At 59.2% G+C, this 22,889-nt stretch carries 21 protein-coding genes and 1 pseudogene; 8 read left to right on the plus strand and 14 right to left on the minus strand.

Annotated elements, in window-relative coordinates; all coding sequences use genetic code 11:
• Positions 1-5: 5 nt before the first annotated feature.
• Positions 6-443 (minus strand): MarR family transcriptional regulator, encoded by a 438-nt coding sequence (locus ATY80_RS26465; RefSeq protein WP_088695266.1) that lies wholly within the window; start codon positions 441-443, stop codon positions 6-8.
• Positions 444-602: 159 nt separating this feature from the next.
• On the opposite strand from ATY80_RS26465, the gene ATY80_RS26470 reads away from it, so the two are divergent.
• Positions 603-1,616, plus strand: coding sequence for an alpha/beta hydrolase (locus ATY80_RS26470; RefSeq protein ID WP_088695409.1), 1,014 nt, complete (start codon positions 603-605; stop codon positions 1,614-1,616).
• 4 nt (positions 1,617-1,620) lie between these two features.
• On the opposite strand, the gene ATY80_RS26475 is transcribed toward ATY80_RS26470, so the two are convergent.
• Positions 1,621-2,787: a glycosyltransferase family 1 protein gene (locus tag ATY80_RS26475; RefSeq protein ID WP_088695267.1), complete on the minus strand. Its 1,167-nt coding sequence runs from the start codon at positions 2,785-2,787 to the stop codon at positions 1,621-1,623.
• Between the two features lie 156 nt (positions 2,788-2,943).
• Positions 2,944-3,864: a sugar kinase gene (locus tag ATY80_RS26480; protein WP_088695268.1), complete on the minus strand. Its 921-nt coding sequence runs from the start codon at positions 3,862-3,864 to the stop codon at positions 2,944-2,946.
• 150 nt (positions 3,865-4,014) lie between these two features.
• On the opposite strand from ATY80_RS26480, the gene ATY80_RS26485 reads away from it, so the two are divergent.
• Both ATY80_RS26485 and ATY80_RS26490 read left to right on the plus strand, forming a co-directional pair.
• On the plus strand, positions 4,015-4,251 hold the full coding sequence (locus tag ATY80_RS26485) for a hypothetical protein (RefSeq protein ID WP_088695269.1): 237 nt from the start codon (positions 4,015-4,017) through the stop codon (positions 4,249-4,251).
• A 66-nt stretch (positions 4,252-4,317) separates the two neighbouring features.
• Positions 4,318-5,967: an alpha-glucosidase gene (locus ATY80_RS26490; RefSeq protein WP_088695270.1), complete on the plus strand. Its 1,650-nt coding sequence runs from the start codon at positions 4,318-4,320 to the stop codon at positions 5,965-5,967.
• Between the two features lie 4 nt (positions 5,968-5,971).
• Here ATY80_RS26490 and ade read toward each other — a convergent pair whose 3' ends face one another.
• From ade to ATY80_RS26530, 8 genes are all read right to left on the minus strand, one after another.
• A complete protein-coding gene (ade, locus tag ATY80_RS26495; RefSeq protein ID WP_088695271.1) occupies positions 5,972-7,669 on the minus strand; it encodes an adenine deaminase in 1,698 nt (565 codons plus the stop codon).
• A gap of 136 nt (positions 7,670-7,805) precedes the next feature.
• The gene (locus ATY80_RS26500) at positions 7,806-8,909 is read right to left on the minus strand and encodes a branched-chain amino acid ABC transporter substrate-binding protein (RefSeq protein WP_088695272.1); all 1,104 of its coding nucleotides are present in this window, start codon (positions 8,907-8,909) and stop codon (positions 7,806-7,808) included.
• Between the two features lie 254 nt (positions 8,910-9,163).
• Complete coding sequence (locus tag ATY80_RS26505) at positions 9,164-10,492, minus strand: aspartate aminotransferase family protein (protein WP_088695273.1); 1,329 nt, start codon at positions 10,490-10,492, stop codon at positions 9,164-9,166.
• 262 nt (positions 10,493-10,754) lie between these two features.
• Positions 10,755-11,072 (minus strand): metalloregulator ArsR/SmtB family transcription factor, encoded by a 318-nt coding sequence (locus ATY80_RS26510; RefSeq protein ID WP_088695274.1) that lies wholly within the window; start codon positions 11,070-11,072, stop codon positions 10,755-10,757.
• A 96-nt stretch (positions 11,073-11,168) separates the two neighbouring features.
• Positions 11,169-11,921, minus strand: coding sequence for a pyridoxamine 5'-phosphate oxidase family protein (locus tag ATY80_RS26515; RefSeq protein WP_088695275.1), 753 nt, complete (start codon positions 11,919-11,921; stop codon positions 11,169-11,171).
• A 32-nt stretch (positions 11,922-11,953) separates the two neighbouring features.
• Positions 11,954-13,006, minus strand: a complete 1,053-nt coding sequence (choV, locus tag ATY80_RS26520) for a choline ABC transporter ATP-binding protein (protein WP_088695276.1) — start codon at positions 13,004-13,006, stop codon at positions 11,954-11,956.
• Positions 13,003-13,848 carry a choline ABC transporter permease subunit gene (gene choW / locus ATY80_RS26525; protein ID WP_088695277.1) on the minus strand — a complete coding sequence of 282 codons (846 nt, stop codon included), beginning with the start codon at positions 13,846-13,848 and terminating at the stop codon, positions 13,003-13,005. Before choW ends, choV begins: the two co-directional genes overlap by 4 nt.
• 81 nt (positions 13,849-13,929) lie before the next feature.
• Positions 13,930-14,886, minus strand: coding sequence for a choline ABC transporter substrate-binding protein (locus ATY80_RS26530; protein ID WP_088695278.1), 957 nt, complete (start codon positions 14,884-14,886; stop codon positions 13,930-13,932).
• A 235-nt stretch (positions 14,887-15,121) separates the two neighbouring features.
• Between ATY80_RS26530 and ATY80_RS26535 the strand changes: the two genes are divergently transcribed.
• From ATY80_RS26535 to ATY80_RS26545, 3 genes are all read left to right on the plus strand, one after another.
• A complete protein-coding gene (locus tag ATY80_RS26535) occupies positions 15,122-15,724 on the plus strand; it encodes a thymidine kinase (RefSeq protein WP_007789867.1) in 603 nt (200 codons plus the stop codon).
• Positions 15,725-15,798: 74 nt separating this feature from the next.
• Entirely contained in the window at positions 15,799-16,872 is a 1,074-nt protein-coding gene (locus tag ATY80_RS26540; protein ID WP_088695279.1) for a hypothetical protein, read from the plus strand.
• A 102-nt stretch (positions 16,873-16,974) separates the two neighbouring features.
• Positions 16,975-18,099: a DUF2333 family protein gene (locus ATY80_RS26545; RefSeq protein ID WP_088695280.1), complete on the plus strand. Its 1,125-nt coding sequence runs from the start codon at positions 16,975-16,977 to the stop codon at positions 18,097-18,099.
• Positions 18,100-18,108: 9 nt separating this feature from the next.
• Here the strand turns inward: ATY80_RS26545 and ATY80_RS26550 are convergent, their stop codons facing one another.
• Together ATY80_RS26550 and ATY80_RS26555 are read right to left on the minus strand one after the other, a co-directional pair.
• On the minus strand, positions 18,109-18,834 hold the full coding sequence (locus tag ATY80_RS26550) for a LuxR C-terminal-related transcriptional regulator (RefSeq protein WP_088695281.1): 726 nt from the start codon (positions 18,832-18,834) through the stop codon (positions 18,109-18,111).
• Positions 18,835-19,084: 250 nt separating this feature from the next.
• Positions 19,085-19,596 (minus strand): annotated as a pseudogene (locus tag ATY80_RS26555) (TIGR00645 family protein).
• Between the two features lie 159 nt (positions 19,597-19,755).
• On the opposite strand from ATY80_RS26555, the gene ATY80_RS26560 reads away from it, so the two are divergent.
• Positions 19,756-21,435 (plus strand): formate--tetrahydrofolate ligase, encoded by a 1,680-nt coding sequence (locus ATY80_RS26560; RefSeq protein WP_088695282.1) that lies wholly within the window; start codon positions 19,756-19,758, stop codon positions 21,433-21,435.
• A gap of 48 nt (positions 21,436-21,483) precedes the next feature.
• Complete coding sequence (locus ATY80_RS26565; protein WP_088695283.1) at positions 21,484-21,744, plus strand: hypothetical protein; 261 nt, start codon at positions 21,484-21,486, stop codon at positions 21,742-21,744.
• A gap of 41 nt (positions 21,745-21,785) precedes the next feature.
• On the opposite strand, the gene ATY80_RS26570 is transcribed toward ATY80_RS26565, so the two are convergent.
• Complete coding sequence (locus tag ATY80_RS26570; protein ID WP_088695284.1) at positions 21,786-22,637, minus strand: extensin family protein; 852 nt, start codon at positions 22,635-22,637, stop codon at positions 21,786-21,788.
• Positions 22,638-22,889 lie beyond the last annotated feature (252 nt).

A 22,889-nucleotide genomic window follows, 5' to 3' on the forward strand; every position in this document is an offset into this window, starting at 1 on the left:
GCCGCTCAGGCTGCGCTGCTCTCCAACGCGTCGCGCAGCGCGACGACTTGCGCCCTCAGCCGCTTCAGTTCAGCGAATTTCTGGCCTGACGCATTGACGATGCAGCCGGGAATGGAAGCTGCGCGCGCTCTAAGTTTCCGGCCTTCATCGGTCAAACGGATAATAACGACGCGTTCGTCGTCCGTACCACGTTCGCGCTTGATGTAGCCGGTCGCTTCCAGGCGTTTGAGGAGAGGGGTGAGCGTGCTCGATTCCAGAAGCAGCTTCTCGCCAATGGCACCGACCGTTTGGCCATCCTCCTTCCAGAGCGTAACCATGACCAGGTATTGCGGGTAGGTCAGGTTCAAGGCGTCCAGCATAGGCTTGTAGACGCGGTTCATCGCGTGGTTCGCGGTGTAGAGCGCGAAACAGATGAAATCGTCGAGATTCAGATCGTCGCTCATGTCGGGACCTCCAAAATCGCACAACAATATATCGCGCGATAAATAATCGCAATGATCTTTTTCGCATGACTGAGTTGCCGAAATTTAAATCGTGCGATAAATTATCGTGCGATAAATAAAAGCGCGTTGACAACGAACCGCAACCGAAAGGACAAGATGATGTCGACCATCAAGACCGCAGTCTCCGCAGCAACCATTCTGGCAGCCGCGACCTTCGGCGCCGCTGCCGATCCGGTGCTGGAACCGACCACCCAGAAGTTTATCGACGCGCTCGCTGGCGCCAAGCCGATCTATACGCTGTCTCCATCCGATGCCCGTGGAGTCCTTGCCGGCGCCCAGAAAGGCGACTTCAAGAAAGTCGCAGCGAAGGAAGAGAATGTGACAATCAAGGCCGGCCCGACCGGCAGCATCAAGTTGCGTATCGTCCGTCCGGCAGGCGCGAAGGGCAAACTGCCGGTCGTAATGTACTTCCACGGCGGCGGTTGGGTTCTCGGCGACGCCGACACGCATGACCGTCTCGTCCGCGAGATCGCCAATGGCGCCAACGCCGCCGTTGTCTTCGTCGATTATGAGCGTTCGCCGGAAGCACGTTACCCGATCGCGATCGAGCAGGCCTACGCCGCTACGAAATACGTCGGCGAACATCAGAAGGAATTCAATGTCGATGCGAGCCGTCTGGCGGTGGCCGGCGATAGCGTTGGCGGCAACATGACGGCTGCGGTCACCCTGCTTGCCAAGGAGCGTGGCGGTCCGGCAATCGACCAGCAGGTCCTCTTTTATCCCGTGACTGATGCAAACTTCGAAACGGGCTCCTACAACGAATTCGCCAACGGTCCCTGGCTGACGAAGGAGGCGATGAAGTGGTTCTGGAACGCCTATCTGCCGGATGAAGCCAAGCGCAAGGAACCGACTGCTTCACCGCTTCAGGCCTCGCTCGATCAACTGAACGGCCTGCCGCCTGCCTTGATCATCACGGATGAAAACGACGTGCTGCGCGACGAAGGCGAGGCCTATGGCCGCAAGCTGACGCAGGCCGGCGTGAAGGTGACCTCGATCCGGTACAACGGCACGATCCACGACTTCGTGCTTCTGAACGCCATCACCGAGACGCCAGCAACGCGCCGTGCAATCTCTGTCGCCAATCAGACGCTGCGTGAGGCACTGAAGAAATAGCGGATCAGGCTCCCGATGAGATAGGCCCGGCGGCGTCGCCGGGCTTTTTTGTTCTCGGCAGCGACTTGGCAGCAAATTGCCACGCCTTTTTCCACTTTGGCGTAATGACGCCGTTGGCGGCGCGAATGTTGTTTATGAACTGCGTCGTTGCCGCTTCCCATGAATATTGCAGCGCGAGTTCACGGGCCTTTTCGCGCGAGGCAGACAGCGCCGCCATGCAAGCCGTCCTCAGATCATCGTCGAGCGCGCCGACGTCGGTATCCTCGCCGATAATATCGAGCGGACCGGTGACAGGGTAGGCGGCGACAGGAACACCCGAGGCGAGCGCCTCCAGAATTGTATTGCCGAACGTATCCGTCAGTGATGGGAAGACGAAGACATCCGCCTGGGCATAGGCCCTCGCCAGTTCCTCGCCGACCTTCAGGCCGGTGAAATGCACATCCGGGTAGCGCTTCTCGAGCTCGGCGCGCGCCGGTCCGTCACCCACGACGACTTTCGATCCGGGCAGGTCGAGATCCAGAAAGGCCGGCAGGTTCTTTTCCAGGGCAACGCGGCCGACTGTCATGAAGATCGGGCGAGAAAGGCCGAATGGCGCATCTTCCAGAGGCATTGGACGAAAATGATCGGCGTCGATACCGCGGCTCCACGGCATGAGATTTCGGATGCCCTTTTCGGAGAGTTCGCGCGCAAGGCTCGGGGTTGCGACCATGCAACCGGCGCCTGAGTTGTGGAACCAACGAACGAACGCATACAGCCAGCTCTTTGGCACCGGCAGGCGGGCCGAGACGTATTCCGGAAAGCGAGTGTGATAGCTGGTGGAGAAGGGCATGCGGTTCTTCAGGCACCAGCGCCGCGCCGTCAGCCCCAAAGGCCCTTCCGTCGCGATATGAACGTAGGAGGGCATGTGCTTCCTTATCTCGCGCGCGACGCGGCGGTAGCTGGCGATCGAGAGACGAATTTCGGGGTAGGTGGGGCAAGGGATGCTGTGGAAGCCCTGCGGCGTCACCATTGCCACCTCAATGCCCATCTTCGCCAGTTCGCGATTGGTGTTCTCGATCGAACGGACGACACCGTTGACCTGCGGATGCCAGGCATCGCTGACAATAACCAGCCGTTCCGCCACATCTAGCCGAGATGCATCCCGGCCTTCGTTGCCTCCAACATCCGACATATGTTGTAGCACGCCCCAATTCCATCCATGCCGCGCCCGCGGGGGCGCCGGCCCAATTCCGAGCAGACCCGGAGACTCGATTCCCGCGCCTCACATTCTGGCGGCAGTCGATGATGGAATTATTACAGTCTCGTTACGCCGATCGTTCGGTGTTGCTCAAGCTTTCTTGATGCCGAGCTTTTCCCATGCAACCAGGGCGCCATGTTCGCTGACCACACGTGCAGCGACCTTTGCGGCAAATGCCGCTGCGGCCGGGGCGTCTTTCGTTTCAAGGTAGCGGGCGAGAAATGCTCCGTTGAAACTGTCGCCGGCACTGGTCGTGTCGACGACCTGCTTGACCTTTTCAGCCGGGACGAAGCTCTCCACGCCGTCAAAACTCAGCGTAGCGCCTTCTGCGCCGTTCTTGACGAGCACGTCGGTGGCCCCAAGTGTGCGGTACCGCTGGATCGTCGCCTCTATCGAAACGTCGCCGAAGTGCGTGGCCTCGTCATCAAAACTCGGAAGCACCAGGGAGGAGGCGCGGGCGCCTTCGCTGATCGTCGCATGCATCACGTCATAACCCGACCAGAGCCGTGGTCGGATGTTGGGGTCGAAGGCAACAATCTTGCCGGCTGCCTTGGCGCGGCGCACTTCAGCGAGCAGCGTATCGGCGTCATTGCGCGACAGGATCGCAAGCGTGATGCCGGAGAAATAGATGACATCGCAGGCCTCAATCGCCTCGCGCAGAAGCTCCGCGTCGGCAGCCAGTAGGCGAGCGGCGGAGTTGTCGCGCCAGTAGCTGAAGGAACGTTCGCCTTCCTTGAGGCTGATCATGTAGAGACCGGGCGCCTTGCCCTTGATGCGCCTGATAAATTCGGTGCCGATGCCAGCCTGGTTGAAGAAGGCAATCATCTCATCGGACATGGCTTCGTCGCCGAGCGCGGTAAAATAGTCCACCGACCACCCTGCAGGCAGGCAGGCGCGGGCATACCAGGCGGTGTTCAGCGTATCGCCGGCAAAGCCCTTGCGCAGCAAGCCGGCACCCGCCTGTGAAAGCTCCACCATGCACTCACCGATCGATAGAAAACGCCCGCTCACAGAAAGCCTCCCTGAATTTTCCCGCTTCGCTGATACGCGCAGGGCAGCTTCCTGACAAGCCGCGAGTGGCATGGGACTGCGGCTTTGGGCCGGATTGTTGACCTCGTCGGCGGGGCCCATAATAGCGATCATGCGGCTATGGGGAGAGCCATGCAGAAGATCCCAGTTTCTCTGATCGCCATTTCGCTTGTCGCGGCGCTATCCCATTCAACTGCTCCCGCTTACGCACACGGAGGCGGAGGCAAGGGGCGAAAGATGGATTGTCGGACACTTGCCATGCAGGAGCGTAACACCGTGGGCGGCAAGCTGCCGAGCAAGGACATCAAGCACCGTGAAAAGATAAAGCACAAATTGCGGAAGCTGGGATGTTCGACGGATCTCGGCTGAAGGTTGTTTTTTGTCGCGCCCGCTTTAGTCTTGGCATCATTGAATGATGCGGGAGATGATTGGCTGATGTCGGTTGCAGGCAAGACGGCGCACTGGTGGCGGGGTGCAGTTATCTATCAGGTCTACCCACGTTCCTTTCAGGATACGAACGGAGATGGCCTCGGGGATTTGAAGGGCATCACGCGGAGATTGCCCTATATCGCCAGCCTCGGCGTCGATGCGATCTGGCTGTCGCCGTTCTTCAAGTCGCCGATGGCCGACATGGGCTACGACGTTTCGGACTATTGCGACGTCGATCCGATCTTCGGCACGCTTGATGACTTCGATGAGATGATGGCGACGGCCCACGGGCTCGGCATCAAAATTGTCATCGACCAAGTGATCTCGCATACGGCTGATGTTCATCCCTGGTTTGTCGAAAGCCGCTCGAGCCGGACCAATCCCAAGTCAGACTGGTATGTTTGGGCGGATCCGAAACCGGATGGGACGGCACCCAACAACTGGCTCTCGATCTTCGGCGGGCCTGGATGGGAGTGGGACGGCGTGCGCCGGCAATATTACCAGCATAACTTCCTGAGCTCGCAGCCGGATCTCAATTTCCACAGTGCGGAGGTCCAGGACGCCGTGCTTGCCACCGTGAAGTTCTGGCTCGATCGCGGCGTAGACGGGTTCCGCCTCGATACGGTGAACTATTACTTCTGTGACAAGCTGCTTCGCGACAACCCTCCGCATGCGCCCGACGAGAGCGATGCCGGCCTCGATGCACCGGATACGAACCCCTACGGCATGCAGAACCACCTCTATGACAAGACGCAGCCGGAAAATATCGGCTTCCTCCAACGGTTCCGGGCGCTGCTCGACCGCTATGAGGCGCGCGCGACGGTTGGCGAGGTGGGCGACGGTGCCCGCTCGCTGAAGACGGTGGCCGCCTATACGGGTGGCGGCGACAAGCTGAACATGTGCTACACGTTCGATCTGCTCGGACCGGACTTTACCGCTGCTCATATCCGCGGCTGCGTCGATGCCTTCCAGAAGTCGGTCGCCGATGGATGGGTCTGCTGGGCTTTCTCGAACCACGACGTCAACCGTCATGTGAGCCGCTTTGCCAAAACGGAAGCGGAGCGGCCTCTGATCGCCAAGCTCGCCATGTCGGTGCTGGCCATGCTGCGTGGATCGATCTGCCTCTATCAGGGCGAGGAACTCGGCCTTCCCGAAGCCGAGCTTGCCTTCGAGGATCTGCGCGATCCCTATGGCATCCGCTTCTGGCCGGCCTTCAAGGGGCGCGACGGATGCCGCACGCCGATGCCCTGGGAAGCAGCTAAGGCACATGCCGGCTTTACGACCGCCGAAAAATCCTGGTTGCCGGTGCCCTACGAGCAGGCGGCGCTTTCCGTCGACACGCAGGAGAGCGATCAGCATTCTGTGCTGAACCATTACCGGCGGACGCTCGGATTCCGCAAGAGCCACCCGGCATTGCTTGACGGCGCGATGGAGTTCATCGGGACCAATCAGGACCTTCTCGCCTTTACGCGTGCCAAGGGCAGTGAGACGCTACTCTTTGTCTTCAATCTGACGCGCAAGCCCGCACAATTCATTCCGCCGGCGGGAATGGTGATCGGAGAACGATTGGCGATGCCGGGCTTCGCTGCGACAACCGGAAGCGGCCCGATCAAGCTCGCAGCGCTCGACGCGTTCTGTGCGCGGGTGGCTGGCTAGACGCTCACCCGATCAGGGCAAACTTGTCGACATCGACCATTCCGCGATCCGAGATCTTCAGGTGCGGAATGACCGGCAGCGGCAGGAAGGCGACCTGCAGGAAGGGTTCTTCCAGTGTCGTGCCGAGCGCATAGGCGGCCTTGCGCAGATGGTGGAGCGTGTCGCGCACCGTCTCGTAGGGCTCGAGGCTCATCAGGCCGGCAACGGGCAGGGCGATTTCGCCGGTGACCTTGCCATCCTCGACGACCACGAAGCCGCCCTTGATTTCGCCGAGACGATTGGCGGCGAGCGCCATATCGTCCTCGCTGACGCCGACGACGCAGATGTTGTGGCTGTCATGGCCGACGGTCGAGGCGATCGCACCCTTCTTCAGGCCGAACCCCTGGACAAAACCGTTGGCATGGTTGCCGTTCTTGCCATGCCGCTCGATGACGGCGACCTTGATGATGTCGTTGCCGAGATCGACGTCGGTCTGGTTGCCGTTCACCGGCAGCCGATAGCGGCGATGTTCGGTGATGATCTTACCAGGGGTGACGCCGATCACGGGCGTTTCACCATCGGCAACCGGAACGCCGAAATGGGCGGCGTTGACAGGCCTAGCCTTGACGCTGTCGAGGCCGACCGGCTCCACGGGCTTGCGCGTGGCGAAAAGCTCTGTCGTCACCTGGCGACCCGCCGCAAAGACGAGGTCCGCACGGCAGTTTTCGAGGCTGTCGATGACCACGAGGTCCGCGCGCCAGCCTGGGGCGACGAGACCGCGGTCTCTCAGGCCAAAAGCACGGGCAGCCGAGATCGAGGCAGCGCGGTAAATGGCGAGCGGCTCCACGCCGCTTTTGATGGCGGTGCGGATCATGTAATCGAGATGGCCCTGTTCCGCGATATCGAGCGGGTTGCGGTCATCTGTGCAAAGCGCGAGGTAGGGTGACAGGCGTTCGGTGATGATGGGCATCAGGGCTGCGAGATCTTTCGACACGGAGCCCTCGCGTATGAGGATGTGCATGCCCTTGCGGATTTTTTCCAGCGCTTCGGCAGCACTCGTGCATTCGTGCTCGGTGCGGATGCCGGCTGCGAGATAGCCGTTGAGATCATTGCCCAAGAGCAGTGGGGCGTGGCCGTCAATATGCTGGCCCTGGAAAGCGTCGAGCTTCGCCATGCAGATCGGATCCTTGTGGATCACGCCGGGGAAGTTCATGAACTCGGCAAGGCCGATGACCTTAGGATGATGGCGGAAGGGAAGGAGCCGTTCGATCGGCAGATCGGCGCCGGATGTTTCCAGATGCGTGGCGGGCACGCAGGAGGAGAGTTGGACGCGGATGTCCATGATCGTTTCGAGCGAGGAATCCAAAAAATACTGAATGCCTTCGGTGCCGAGAACATTGGCGATCTCGTGCGGGTCGCAGATGGCAGTCGTCACGCCATAAGGCAGAACGCAGCGGTCGAACTCGTGCGGCGTCACCAGCGATGACTCGATATGGAGGTGGGTGTCGATGAAGCCAGGCACGACGATCTTTCCCGAGATATCGATCTCGGTATCGCCGTCATAGCTGCCGCACGTGCCGACTATGCGGTCTTGAGCCATCCCGATATCCGAAGCCACCAGTTCGCCGGTCACGAGATCGAAGAAACGTCCGCCTTTCAAGACGATATCGGCAGGCAAGCGGCCCATTCCCTGGTCAATGAGGCGTTCGAGCTTGGCAGTCATGGGCATCCTCGTGCTGGCGTTTTACCACTTATAGCCCATGTGTCCGACAAAGCGAGGTCGGCTTACCATCCGGGCCACAAACGAAAACCGGGCGCCCACAGGGACGCCCGGCGATTACGATCGGGAGATCGACAGCTTATTCAGCCGGAACGATCTTGCCGCCTTCCCACTTGTAGAGCGCGAAGCTCTGCGAGGTCAGGTCGCCGGTTTCGCCGTAGGTCAGCTTGCCGATTGCGGTCGAAATCGGCTCGCCGCCCTTGAGCGCCTTGGCGACTGCTTCGGAATCTTCGACGCTGCCTGCCTTCTCGATGCCGGCCTTCAGCACTTCGACTGCGGCGTAGGCGTTGAGCGTGAAGGCTTCGGCCGGGATGCCCTTGGCCTTCAGCGCGTCGGCTGCTGCCTTGGAGTCCGGGCTCTTCGTTGCGTCCATGGCATTGGTGAAGATCGTGCCACCAGCTGCGTCGGTGCCGATGTTCCAGAACTCGCTGTTGGAGAGGCCGTCGCCGCCGATGATTGTCGCCTTGACGGAGAGGTCATGCAGCTGGCGGGCCAGCAGGCCACCTTCCGGGTGATAGCCACCGAAATAGACGACGTCGACGTTCTCAGCCTTGAGGCGGGTGGTGAGCGCGCTGAAGTCCTTATCGCCAGGGGTCAGCGAGTCGTCGAGTACTTCCTTCATGCCGCCGGCATTCAGCGTGGCCTTGAAGGCATCCGCCAAACCCTTGCCGTAGGCGCCCTTGTCGTTGATGATCGCGACGCGCTTGTCCTTGAAATTCTTCAAGACGTAGTTGGCGGCGACTTCGGCCTGCTGATCGTCACGACCGCAGGTGCGCAGGACGTTGGCGAGACCGCGTTTGGTGAGATCGGGAGCCGTCGCAGTCGGAGTGACCATCAGGACGCCGTTTTCGGCGAGAACGTCGGATGCCGGGATCGCCACGCCCGAGGTGACCGGGCCAACGACGAAGCGGATGCCATCGCCGACGAGCTGGTTTGCGGCGGAAACGCCTTGCTTGGGTTCACCGGCGTCGTCGGCGTATTTGAGGATGACTTTTTCGCCGAGGATGCCGCCTTTCTTGTTGATTTCATCAACCGCAGTTTGCGCGCCATTCTTCACCTGATCGCCATAGGCGGCCACCGCACCGGTCAGAGGCGCAATAAGGCCGATCGTGATGTCTGCGTGGGCGAGCGGCGCGAAGGCAAGCGAGGCGACAAGGGCCGCCGACAAAGTCTTCAGACTCATTTTCTTTCTCCTTGGGTGGGTTTCAAACCCGCGATTTAAGTACCGCAGCGGCAAGCCCAGATCGTACAACAGCCCTTGCGGGATGCGCCAAGAGACGATCAGCGGCCGCGCGGCCGAAGCATCCGCCTGCCATGTTTGGCTTCGGCGAGTGCGCAGCAAGTTTCTTAGGAATTTACTGCTGATTTCGCAAGAAGATAAAGAAATAGGGCCCGCTTTTGCCGGATTTGGCAAAAACGGGCCCGAAAACGCGTTGTTTAGATGTTGTTTTGCAGAATTTCGCGCAGTTTTCCGAAAAGTTCGTCGATGTGGTGCTTCTCGATGATCAGCGGCGGCGAGAGCGCGATGATGTCGCCGGTGGTGCGGATCAGCAGGCCCTTCTCATAGGCCTTTAGGAAGGCGGTGAAGGCGCGCTTGGTCGGCTCGCCAGCAATCGGATCAAGTTCGATGGCGCCGATCAGGCCGGTGTTCCTGATATCGATGACATTCGGGCAATCCTTTAGTGAGTGCAGCGCGTCGGCCCAGTAGTCGGAGAGTTCCGCCGCACGGGTCAGAAGGCCTTCTTCCTTGTAGGTGTCGAGCGTGGCGAGTGCGGCCGCCGAGGCGATCGGATTGCCGGAATAGGTATAGCCGTGGAAGAACTCGATCATGTGCTCCGGGCCGTTCATGAACGCATCGTGGATCTCCGCTGTCACGAAGACCGCACCCATCGGAATGACACCGTTGGTCAGGCCCTTCGCGGTGGTGATCATGTCAGGCTTGACGTCGTAATACTGCGCAGCGAACGGGGCGCCAAGACGGCCGAAGCCGGTGATGACTTCGTCGAAGATCAACAGGATGCCGTGCTTGGTGCAAAGCTCGCGGAGCTTCTGCAGGTAGCCCTTCGGCGGGATCAGGACGCCGGTCGAGCCGGCGATCGGCTCGACGATGACGGCCGCGATGGTCGAAGCGTCGTGCAGCGTGACGATGCGCTCAAGCTCGGTCGCCAGGTCGCCGCCATGCTCGGGCTGGCCGCGAGTGAAGGCATTCTTGCCGGGCAGATGGGTGTGCGGCATATGGTCGACGCCTGTTAGCAGGGTGCCGAACATCTTGCGGTTGGAGACGATGCCGCCAACGGAAATACCGCCGAAGTTGACACCATGATAGCCGCGCTCCCGGCCGATCAGACGGAAGCGCGAGCCGTTGCCCTTCACGCGATGATAGGCAAGCGCCACCTTGAGAGCCGTCTCGACCGATTCAGACCCCGAATTGGTGTAGAGAACGTGATCCATACCTTCGGGCGCGATGTCGACAAGGCGGTTCGCCAGTTCGAAGGCCTTGGGATGGCCAAGCTGGAACGCCGGCGCATAATCGAGTTCGCCCGCCTGTTCGCGGATCGCCTCGGTGATCTTCGGCCGGCAGTGGCCGGCATTGACGCACCATAGGCCGGCGGTGCCGTCGAGCACCTGGCGGCCGTCATGAGTCTGGTAGTACATGTCCTTGGCGCTAACAAAGAGACGCGGCTCCTTCTTGAACTGACGGTTCGCAGTGAAGGGCATCCAAAAGGCCCGCAGGTCATTTGGCGTGGTATTGAGGCGGTTGGACATGCTGTTCTCCATGGCCGTTTCGGAGGCCGTTCCCGGTATTGGCTGAGGCGGTTTTTTACTGCCCGGTCAAATTATCAGCGCTTCTCCGGGCGTCAAGCTGCGGACCTGCTGCGTGCTTGTCGCTCCAATGGACACTACAAAAAATAGACCGGCATTTCTGCCGGTCTAAGAGTATGTAGACGTGCTGAAATAAGGTGCCGCACTATTCCGGATGCATCCCTCAGCAGTGCGGCTTATAGGCTGACGTTATGTCAGCGCGTCCCTATGCCGCAGACTTTGTGCGGTTTTGAACAGTATAGATGTCCGTGAGTGCTTCGAGGATTTTGAGAACCTGCTCGGAATTGCTCGAGTAGTAGATCGTCTGAGCGTCGCGGCGTGTCTTGACCAGCTTCTGAGCGCGCAGCTTGGATAGGTGCTGCGAGAGCGCGGACTGGCTCAAACCGACCTCTTGCGCCAGCGCGCCAACCGGGATTTCGCCCCTCACGAGGTTGCAGAGAATGAGAAGTCTCTTGGGGTTCGCCATTGCCGACAACAGGGCAGCGGCAACGTTTGCATTGGCGGTTAAATCGATTGTGTCCATACCTTCTTCCTGATGTGAAACTAATTTCAAAAACGCACGTTCCCGCTCAATGCCGGACGGCGAAAACTATCAATACAGCGTCAAGATTGTATATAGCTAAATTTCAGGTATTGCGTATTTCATGTTAGGTATATGTGAATAAACGTCCTCAACGGCCTGCGCGACGGCGTCGAACTCGCAACGCAAAAGCAAATCACCCGAAATGAGATCGAAACCGGCGCAATCCACTCCACAAATGCGCCAATCGCCGTTGCCGGCCTTCACGCTCGCTGCGGCCCTAGCCGCGAGGTCTGGGTGCCTGGCTAGCAATTCTTGCACTATCGCGTCCGCTTGCGCTGCCACCGCTTCGTTGCCGGGAGATCGAATCGTAAGATCTACGCCTTCCAGCACATAGGCGCGACCAAATCCGCCATTGAGGCTTGCGGACTGCGGCACAAGCCGGAAGAAACGGAAATCAGGGAAATCGATATAGAGCTTTGCCTTGGCATGGCGGCTGAGGAAGCGGCTGCGAATTCGCGCGTAGACCTCACTGTCGCGCTCGACCGGTTCGGCAAGGCATTGGGTCGTCAGGCGTGCATGAGCAAGCGGATCGCCCTTGCCAGGCTCGCCTGTCAGAAGCGAAGCGCGGCGATCGGCGTCGAGCGCGCGGGTATGCGTCGACAAGCCCGAGACGAGAATGACGGGAACACCGTCGATGTCGGTGCCGACGAGGACCCGGCTGGCAAAGGGGAAACCGGTCCCGGGGTCGAGAACGGCGATTGCGGCGTAACGGGCGGAACGGAGAAGCGTGCGAGCGAGCTTGCGGGCTTCTCCGTCGGTTTCCCTGAGAACGGAAGCTTGATCTTTCATGTCCACTTTTTTGGCGGAAGCGGACGGTAGGATCAAGCCTCTTCTTTGCGGCGATGCTGCGTCAAACCTTCGACGACGTCTTGCGCCGAAATGGTGCCGACGATCGCGCCGTTTTCGACAACCCCGATGCTGCCAGGTTGGCGTGAAAGGGCATCCAGGATGTCGATCAGCGGCGTTTCGGCCCGTGCCGTGCCGCTGACGCTGGCGCCTGCGGCCGCGTGGCCGAGACCGGCCTGCATGACGTCCCGCGCCGTCAGCATGCTGATCGGGTTCATGTGCTGGACGAAGTCGGCGACATACTGGTCGGCGGGGTTCTTGACGATCTCCTGCGGCGTGCCGCACTGGATGATGCGCCCGCCCTCCATGATGGCGATGCGGTTGCCGATGCGGAACGCTTCGTCCAGGTCGTGGCTGACGAAGAGGATGGTCTTCTTCAGCCGCCGCTGGAACTCGAGAAGCTCGTCCTGCAGGCGCGTGCGGATCAGCGGATCGAGCGCCGAGAACGGCTCGTCCATCAGCAGGATCGGCGCACCCGTGGCAAAGGCACGGGCCAGGCCGACACGCTGTTGCATGCCGCCGGATAGCTCATTGACCTTGCGGTCGGCCCATTTGGTCAGGTTGACGAGTTCGAGCTGTTCACCGACGCGTTTCTTGCGTTCGGCCTCCGGCATACCCGCGAGTTCGAGACCGAAACCGACATTCTCCGCCACGGTGCGCCATGGCAAGAGCGCGAACTGCTGGAAGACCATCGAGACAGTGTGCATGCGCAGGTCGCGCAAGCCCTTCGCGGTGGTCTTGTAGGGATTGCAGAGCCCGTTTGGCGTTGCGACCGAAACTTCGCCGCGCACGACGGGTGCCAGCCCGTTCACGGCACGAAGCAAGGTCGATTTACCGGAGCCGGAAAGGCCCATGAGGACCAGGATCTCGCCTTCCTGTACCGAGAGTGAGGCATCCGCCACGCCGAGAACGAGACCGGTCGCGGCGCCGATTTCGTCGCGGTTCTTTCCCTGATCGGCCAAAGCGAGGGCGCTTTCTGGTTTATCGCCGAAGACGATGCTGACGTTGTCGAAGCGGACCGCGGTCATACGCCTTCTCCTTCACCTGTCGCACGGAACATGCGGTCGAGAATAATCGCGAGAATAACGATACAGAGTCCAGCTTCGAAGCCCTTGGCGACATTGACCGTATTGAGCGCGCGAACAACCGGCACGCCGAGACCATCGGCGCCTACGAGCGCGGCGATCACGACCATCGAGAGCGACAGCATGATCGTCTGCGTCAGGCCTGCCATAATCTGCGGTGTAGCGTAGGGCAGTTCGACTTTGCGCAGCACCTGCATCGGCGTTGCGCCGAAAGACTCTGCGGCTTCTACGAGCGATGGCGGCGTCGAGATGATGCCCAGACGTGTCAGGCGGATCGGGGCCGGGATCGCGAAAATGACAGTGGCGATCAAGCCAGGAACCATACCGAGGCCGAAAAGAATAAGCGCGGGAATCAGATAAACGAATGTCGGAATGGTCTGCATCAAGTCAAGAATTGGGCGCAGTGCCGCGTAGACCCAAGCGCGGCGCGCGGCGGCGATGCCAAGCGGGATGCCGACGAGCATACTGACGAAAGTGGATGCCAGGACCAGCGCCAGGGTTTCGGTGGTTTCTTTCCAGTAGCCCTGGTTCATGATGAGCAGCAGCCCAAGCCAGGTGAATACCGCCACAACAATCGAGCGCCGGAGCCAGTAGGCAATCCCGCCGATGGCAAGGATGACGATCAGAGGATGCGGCTTCTGCAAAACGAACAGCAGCCCGTCGATGACGTGCGACAACAGGAAGGCGAGCTGGTTGAAGAACCAATCGGCATTCGACGTCAGCCAGTCCACGAAAGCTTTCGCCCACGCGCCGATGGGGATTTTAGATTCAGTGATCCAAGTCAAGGGCTCGCCTATCCAGAAAGAGCAAGAACAATAGCGATGATATCGGAAGCGGGGTGGTGCAAACCACCCCGCTCGTCATTGTCACAGGCCGAGGCTTTTCTTGACAGCCGCAAGGCCGTCACCGCTGCCGTCGCGAGTCTTCACGCCCGCAAGCCACGGATCCAGCGCGGACGGATTGGCCTTCAGCCATTCCGTCGCAGCCTTTTCCGGCTCGTCACCGTCGTTCAGGATCTTGCCCATCACCTGATTTTCCATTTCCAGAGAGAAAATCATGTTCTTGAGCAAGGCGCCGACGTTCGGGCATTCGTTGAGGTAGCCCGCACGAACGTTGGTGAACACCTTGGCGCCACCGAAGTCCGGTCCGAAGATGTCGTCGCCACCCGTCAAATAGGTAAGCTTGAAGTTGTCGTTCATCGGGTGGGGTTCCCAGCCGAGGAAGACGACCGGCTTTCCTTCCTTCTCCGTGCGGGCGACTTGCGCAAGCATGCCTTGCTCGGACGATTCAACCACTTCCATGCCCTTCAGGCCGAAGGTGTTCTTGTCGATCATGTCCATGACGAGGCGATTGCCATCGTTGCCCGGCTCGATCCCGTAGATCTTGCCGTCGAGTTCGTCCTTATGGGCGGCGATGTCCTTGAAGTCCTTGATGCCGAGTTCAGCGCCCTTGGCATTGGTTGCCAACGTGTATTTTGCGCCGACGAGGTTCGGGCCAAAGGACTCCACCGACTTATCGTCGAGGAAGGGACGAACGTCTTTCTCCTGGGTCGGCATCCAGTTACCCAGGAAAATGTCGATGTCCTTGTTTTTCAGTGATTGATAGGTAACCGGAACCGAAAGAACCTTGACGTCGGGGGCGTAGCCCAGTCCTTTCAGGACCACGGAGGCAGTGGCGGTGGTCGCGGTGATATCCGTCCAACCAACGTCCGAGAAATGGACGGTGGAGCAGCTGTCCGGGTCGGCGGAGAATGCAGCGGTTGCGACAGAGAGAGCGGCAACTGCGGTGGCGGTGGTCAGTTTGAATACGCTTGTTGTTTTCATTTTAGACTCCCAGTCTTACGTTCCCAAGCCAATCACCAATAGCCGAGTTTTACAAGCGACCTGAGCGCGTTTGCGCCGCATTGGAGTACCCGATTGCGACGTGAGCACTTTTTCGCGGAGTGCCGGAATTTCAAGGGTTTTGGGCATTTTCGGCCGGGAATTTCCTGTGATTATCAAAAAGGGGGACTTTTCTTTGACGTTTCGAGCTTTCAAGAAGCGAAAGACGGAGAAAACGATGGCAAAACTCTATTTTAACTACTCGACCATGAACGCCGGCAAGTCGACGATGCTGCTGCAAGCTTCCTACAATTACGAGGAGCGCGGCATGCGCGTCGTTCTGCTGATAGCGGCCTTCGACGAGCGTGCCGGAAAGGGGATCATCGGCTCCCGGATTGGACTGCAGGCCAGCGCCGTCGCCTTCGAACCGGAAGCAGACTTGCAGGCCTTGATTGGCGAGCTCAGCAAGGAGGGGGAACCCATCGCTTGCGTCTTCGTCGACGAAGCCCACTTCATGACGCGCGAGCATGTCTGGCAGCTTGCCCGGATCGTCGACCGGATGAACATTCCGGTCATGGTGTATGGCCTGAGGACGGATTTCCAGGGGAAGCTTTTTCCGGCTTCAGAGGAGCTTCTCGCGATCGCTGACGAGATGCGTGAAGTGCGGACGATCTGCCATTGCGGACGCAAGGCGACAATGGTGGTGCGTCTTGATGCGGAAGGAAAGGTGCTGCGTGAAGGTGCGCAGATCGATGTCGGAGGCAACGAAAAGTATGTGTCGCTCTGCCGGCGCCATTGGGATGATGCCATGAACGGGCAATGGCTCGCCGAAGCGGTATGACCATTCCTCAAATCGATTCCGGTTCGGCGGCTTATGCGCTAGGTTCGCGGTAATCGATTCATGGAGGCGTCCCGGTGCGCAAGCCTTTCTCCTTTGATACTCAGCTGGAAGCGGCACGAGCGCTTCCGGAACAGCTGCGTCTTGAAGCCAAGGTTTGTGTCGATTTCGTCACCGAATTTGCCCGCCAAGGGGCTGCTGTCGACGATGAGCGTTTCCTTGTCGAGAATGGGCGGTTCCAGGCGTTTGTCACGAACGGCGCGAGCCTGACCAATCTCCTCGCGGAACTCGTATCCGTCCTCGACACGCTGACGGTCAAGGTGTCGGCAGATCTCGACAGTTTCCGTGGCCTGACGCCAGGTGAGAAATTCATTGGTCGCTTTTCCCGCCAGCGGATGTGGCGTCGCCATAGCGCGCGGGTGCGCGCTGCGCCTGTTGTGGAGCGGTTGCGCGACCTCTTGGTAAAGTCGAACGAAACCGCCGCGGTTATTGCGAGCTACCGCACGATTGCCATCGACTTTCACAAGTTGGCCGAGCATGGATTGATCGGCATCGTCGAACAGCGCCGTCGGCTTGTTGACAGGATCGATATCGCCCGCCTTCGCATCCGGGAATTGAACGCCAAGGCGTTGACGACGCAGGGCAGGATCGGTCTCTACGGAAGCAGGGCCGAATGGGAACGCATGGAAGAAGAGCGCCGCGCGCTGAAAGCGCAGGCCGACCGTGCATCCGATGAAGAGCGCGGAATGCGCGAGGATAGTCAGCGCCGCGAACGCTTCATCAATCTCTTCCAGGTTTTCGTCGATGCGTTGAATAGGCAGGTCGGCCAGTGCAACGTTCTCGGCCGCAAAATGGTGATCGACACCGAAGAGCGGTTACTGATCTATCAGGCGCAGGTGGACACCGACATTCCCGGGTCAAAGGTACAGATTTCGGCAGAGCTTTTTCCCGCGATTGCCGGTCCGATTGAATTGTTCGAGCGCAACATGCTGGTGCCGCAGGAACTGGAGCACCGCAAGCGAGCCGCCGATGCTGCCTTCGCGAACAAGTTCGAGACCTTCGGGCCCGAGGCGGACGATGGCTCAGGAGAGCCGCTCATCGATGCGACGAAGATCTCCAAGCGGCTGCGTTTCCGCTTTCTGCGTTCCTAGGCTCCGAAGAAACAATAATATCAGCACGATATTGTCCTTCCCCGAGCGAGCGCATATGTCATTGCGCAGACAATTTTTGTCCACCACGGCAAGGAGAAGACGATGCTCGACCGGATCGCCGGTTTTTTCAGGCTGATCGGCCGGATCATCGGACGCTGGGCGCGGATTTTCTTTGCCTGGGCGTTCTGGCCATTTATCGCTGCCCGCGGCTGGTACGTTCAGCGCACCTGGATGGTCCGGTTGCCGATCCTTGGTTTTATCGGGCTGCTTGCCGTTCTCTATTGCTATTTTATCTGGCAGACGCAGGTCTGGTCCGGATTCAACCCGTCCTTCGTCAACGAATACAGACTTTCTGAGCGAAAGGTTCCCGCTGGACAGGAGCTGCCGTCAACAGACAGCGCGGCGACCACCAAGACCTGCCAGCGTTCTGCCATCGTCGATGTCGTGGCCGACCTGGTCGACTTCAACGTCAATCAGAATGCGTGGATCTCGTCCATGCTGCTCTATCGTCTCGGCCTTTTCGGCATCGACTGGGATCATACGCCGTTTCTCGACAATAAGGCGTCGTTCCAGCGTGGTGTGAATCAGGCGGTTCGCCGCACCTCGGTTGAACTGGTCGACACGCTCGGACGTGTGCGCGGCACCTCGGGGATCAACAACGACCTGCAGAAAGCGCGCGGCAACCTGCAGTTCGACGAATACAGCTGGTATTTTGGACTTGATCCGTTCGGGCCGAAGACGCCCACACCGAGCTATTATCGATCCGCTCTCGAAAGCCTGCGCAAGTTCAATACGGATCTGGCAGCCTGCAACGCGATCTTCGATGGGCGCGCGGATAACCTCATCCAGTTCATCGATCGTATCGCCAACGATCTCGGCAGCACTTCGGACGTGCTTGCAGACCGCTCACAGAATCATCATCGCGGCTGGTTCGACACACGCGCAGACGACCGCTTCTGGTTCGCTTACGGGCAGCTCTATGCCTACTACGCGATCCTTGCCGCCGCACAGTCCGACTTTTCCCAGGTCGTCGCGGAGCGCAATCTAGGCGCCATATTCGGCGCAACGATGAGGCAGTTCCAGGCGGCGTTGCAAATTCAGCCGGCAATTATTTCCAACGGTCGGGAGGACGGCTGGATCATGCCGAGCCATCTGGCGACGATGGGCTTCTATATTCTTCGCGTCAGGTCGAATCTCGTCGAAATTCGCTCTGTGCTCGATCGCTGAGCGTCACGCTCAGTTGATCAGCTTCATCCGGATCGCCTTGGCGACAAGTTGCGTCCGGTTCACGCAGTCGAGTTTCTTGATGGCGCTGGTCATATAGGCATTCACGGTGTGATCCGACAACGAGAGGATCTGGCCGATCTCGATCGAAGTTTTTCCCTGCGCCGTCCAGCGAACGACCTCGCGTTCGCGAGCGGAAAGCGGCGTATGCTCGGTAACCTTCGATTGCTTCGTGCGGTGATAGGCGTCAAGCAGATGGAGAGTCACCATCGCGAGTTCGTTGAGCTCGGTTTGTCCAAGCACCGGGCGGTCACCGGCCAGCCAGAACAGGATTCGCTCACCGTCGCGGGTATATGCCGGGAGCGCAACGCCGGTGGGAATGCCGAAGTCGTGCTGAAGCTTGTTCAACTCGTTCGGGAAAGTGTAGGCGCAGGAGTTGTCGGAAAGGCTCCATGAGCGCGGAAGAGCCGAGTCGCCCATTCCCATCGACAGCATGGGAAAACGCATGATGCGGGCGCGGTCGAATTGGTTGAAGTAGGCGGATGGAAGCGATGTTTCAATGAGGAGGGTTTTGAGGAGAACGCTTTCAAGAGCTGGCGCAAGCATCAAGGTGATATGCCGGAAGCCATAGGCGCGCGCTACTTTGACGAGAATTTGTGCGAATTCGGCCCTGGTATTGGTCGCTGAAATCTCCGTGGCCAGAGACAGCTGCCTTTCCGAGGTAGTCATGTAAGACATCAATGCGTCCCTGCTTACCTTCATTTCAGCGCTATAGAATATGCAAACTGATATATTTGCTAGTGCGAAACGGCGGGGCGCGCAGTGATTAATTTCAAATGTATTACTTTAACCACAGGATCGTCCTATGGTTGCGGCGTTTCGTGTTCAAAACGCAACCCAAGGAAACGGGACCGGCTCTCCGCGCAGCATCGAAGGAAACATGGAGGTTCGTCCGGGGCGCACCAATCGCCTGCGAATCGCTTCACGATCAGATCTTGTCCGTCACTTTCGCTTTTTTTGTTATCTGCTCGAGGAAGCCGAGCATCACCGCGGAGACGACAAACGCCAGATGCATCGCCGTCAGCCACATGATCTTGCTATCGGTGTATTGCTCGGCATTCAGGACGACCTGCAGCAAATGGATTGATGAAATTGCCACGATCGACGAGGCGACCTTGATTTTGAGGCTGCCGGCGTCGAGTTTGCCGATGAACGAGACATCGTCCTCGCTCTCCTCAAAGCGGCTGACGAAATTCTCGTAGCCGGAGATCATCACCATGACGATGAGGCTGGCGACCAGTGCAGCGTCAATCAGGCCGAGCATAGCGAGGATCATTTACCCTCGTTGAGGACGAATACGCCGCCGGCCACCTTCAGGAATTTGTAGCCGAAGGAGACAGCATAAACGGCGAGCGCGAGGGAAAGGCCGAGATAGAAGGCGACGAGGATCCAACGGCTCGAAAGGATGATGCGCTCGACGATGAGTTCGAGTGATTTCATGTCTGGTCCTCGCAACGTATAGAAACAATGCTTGACCGATAGCTGCTTGGATGAGCTTTGGGCAACCTGCGCGCTATTCACAGTCTCGGCATATTTCGCTATCCCGTTGAAACAAATATGTGACGCCGATCGAGCGTGGAGAACCGCGGGGAAACGGGGATGGCAGCATACAAATCCGACATCGAGATTGCGCGTGCGGCGGAGAAGAAGCCAATTTTCGAAATTGGTGAAAGGCTTGGCATCCCTCAGGCGCAACTCGCGCCGTATGGGCATGACAAGGCGAAGCTCAGCGCGCAATTCATTGCCGCGCAGGCAGAGAAGCCCGATGGCAGGCTGATTCTCGTCACGGCAATCAATCCGACCCCTGCCGGCGAGGGCAAGACGACGACGACAGTCGGCCTCGGCGATGGGCTGAACCGGATCGGCAAGAAGGCGATCGTCTGCATCCGCGAGGCTTCGCTTGGACCATGTTTCGGAGTGAAGGGCGGGGCCGCGGGCGGCGGTTATGCGCAGGTCATTCCGATGGAAGACATCAACCTGCATTTCACTGGCGATTTCCACGCTATCACCTCCGCCCACAATCTGCTCGCCGCAATGATCGACAATCACATCTATTGGGGCAACGAGCAGGACATCGATCTGAGGCGCGTCACCTGGCGGCGCGTGATGGACATGAACGACCGGGCGCTACGCGAGATGGTCTCCTCGCTAGGCGGCGTGGCCAACGGCTTTCCCAGACAGAACGGCTTCGACATCACCGTCGCTTCCGAGGTGATGGCGATTCTTTGCCTCGCCAGGGATCTCGAGGATCTGGAAGAACGTCTCGGCAAGATCATCGTCGGTTACCGTCGCGACAAGTCGGCTGTTTCTGCCCGTGACCTGAAGGCGGATGGGGCAATGGCGGTTCTCCTGAAGGACGCCATGCAGCCGAACCTCGTCCAGACGCTGGAAAACAATCCGGCCTTCGTGCATGGCGGCCCATTCGCCAACATTGCCCACGGCTGCAACTCGGTCATCGCCACGAAAACGGCGTTGAAGCTCGGTGACTATGTCGTGACCGAAGCGGGTTTCGGCGCGGATCTCGGCGCCGAGAAGTTCTTCGACATCAAATGCCGCAAGGCGGGATTGAAACCGGATGCCGCTGTCATCGTTGCGACGGTGCGCGCGCTCAAGATGAATGGCGGGGTGAAGAAGGACGATCTTGGAGCCGAGAATGTTGCCGCGCTGAAGAAGGGCTGCTCCAATCTCGGTCGCCATATCGCCAATGTTCGCAAGTTCGGCGTTCCCGTCGTCGTCGCCATCAATCACTTTGTCTCGGATACGGACACGGAAATCGCAGCGGTGAAAGAATATGTCTCGCGCTTGGGGGCGGAGGCGATCCTCTGCCGGCACTGGGCCGAGGGCTCCGCCGGCATCGAGGAGCTCGCCTACAAGGTGGTCGAGCTTGCGGAATCGGGACAGTCGCGATTTGCGCCGCTCTATCCCGACGATGTCTCCCTGTTCGAGAAGATCGAGATCGTGGCTTCGAAGATTTACCACGCAGGTGAGGTGACGGCTGATAAGGCGGTCAGGGACCAGTTACATGCCTGGGAGGAGCAGGGTTACGGGCATCTGCCGGTCTGCATGGCTAAGACGCAATACTCCTTTTCGACCGATCCGAACCTGCGGGGCGCGCCCGAAGGGCATATCGTGCCGGTTCGTGAAGTGCGTCTCTCGGCTGGCGCGGGTTTCGTCGTCGCCATCACCGGTGAGATCATGACGATGCCCGGCCTGCCGCGATCGCCCTCGGCGGAGCGGATCTATCTCAATGATCAGGGCTATATCGAGGGATTGTTCTGATCTCTCCGCAATGCGGGGAGGTTTATCCGGCGTGGATTGGAAACGACGATGTCACTTTGTAGCTTTGCTCGATGCCATGTTCTTGCAGTGGCGGCGGTTCTTTTATTGCCTGTGAACGGCGTTGTGGCTGGCAAGCAGGTTGCTCCCGAACAAAGCATGGCCGACTTTATGAATAGGAATCCCGACTGCACGGAATTCGGCGATCAGTGTTCGATTTGTGCCGTGGTCGATGGCAAAGCCGCTTGCTCCACGCCCAAGATCGCCTGCATCAAGGCACCTTATGTCTGCACTCGGCGCAGAGGAGATTGAGTCGGCAAGCCCAGAGCGTCGGCAACAATTAGCGAAGCCTGCTAGTGGCAATAGCGATATCCTCCGTTCCGCTCCAACACATCGAGATGGAAGTGCGTTTCGTGGGCTGCGTCACTTTCAGGATCCAGCACCGTGGTGAAGTAGAGACAGCCGGCAGCGCTGATCGTGCGCTGGAAGGCTCCGATCAGTGTTGGATCTTCCCTGCGGGGCTGCACCGCGATGTCCTTGCCCCTTTCGAAGCTGAAGCTTGCAATGTCGATCGCGTTACCGCGTGCATGCTCTGACACCTTGCCGGTCTCCGCCCCATTGCGCAGGCGGCAGATATAGGATGATGCCTGATTGACGCTGACAATGTTTCCCTGATCCGACGCGGCGACCCTGGCGGCCGGTATCACGCTCTCCTTCATCCAGCGAGCAAGGGCCAGGGCGACAGGGCATCGAAAGACCGCGTCCGGTTTGATTTTGATGCCCGGTAGCACTTCGGTGACCTTGATTGGTTTGTCGATGCCGCAGCCGTTGCCATCGTCGATCCGCGATATGTCCGTGAAGACAACGCCAAGGCTCTGCAGCTCTTTGATACATTCGGAATGTTCCTCATCACTTTCTGCTGCGATTGTCAGATGCTGCTCTTCCAGCGTTTGCTGAGAAGGGAGTTTCGGTCCCTGCTTCTCTGGCTCGGCAGAAGTGTCGGTCGGCGGCGGCTCGGTCGACGGCGCTCCCGCATCGGGCCGGTCCGGCTTTGGTTCAGGCGTTGGCGGAGTCGTTGGAGCTTGGGGAGCCGGGCCGGATTCCGCTGGCCGGATTTGCGGCTGGGGGCCCTTCTTCGGCAGGCTGGCGCTGGCCAAAAGTCCGATGCAGCTCAGCGCTGCCAGAATCACGATAATCTTCTTCACGCATCCACCCGTTGTATATTTATGCGGGAGGAGAACGTGTGGATGCGATTTTCGTTGCAATTTCGCAACGTTGATCGTTGCGGTAAAAATATGACTTATTAAATCAAGATAACATTGGCCTGATATATTGACAATAATACTCATGTTTTTTATGCGGCAAAAAGAAGGCGAAAATCTTCGTCTGAATGCCTAGCCAGCCCATCGAAAACGCAGCCGCGTCACGACCAGCCAGCCCGGTGACATTATCTCAAG

It is taken from the genome of Rhizobium sp. R711 (assembly GCF_002211365.1).
Taxonomy (GTDB): Bacteria; Pseudomonadota; Alphaproteobacteria; order Rhizobiales; family Rhizobiaceae; genus Rhizobium.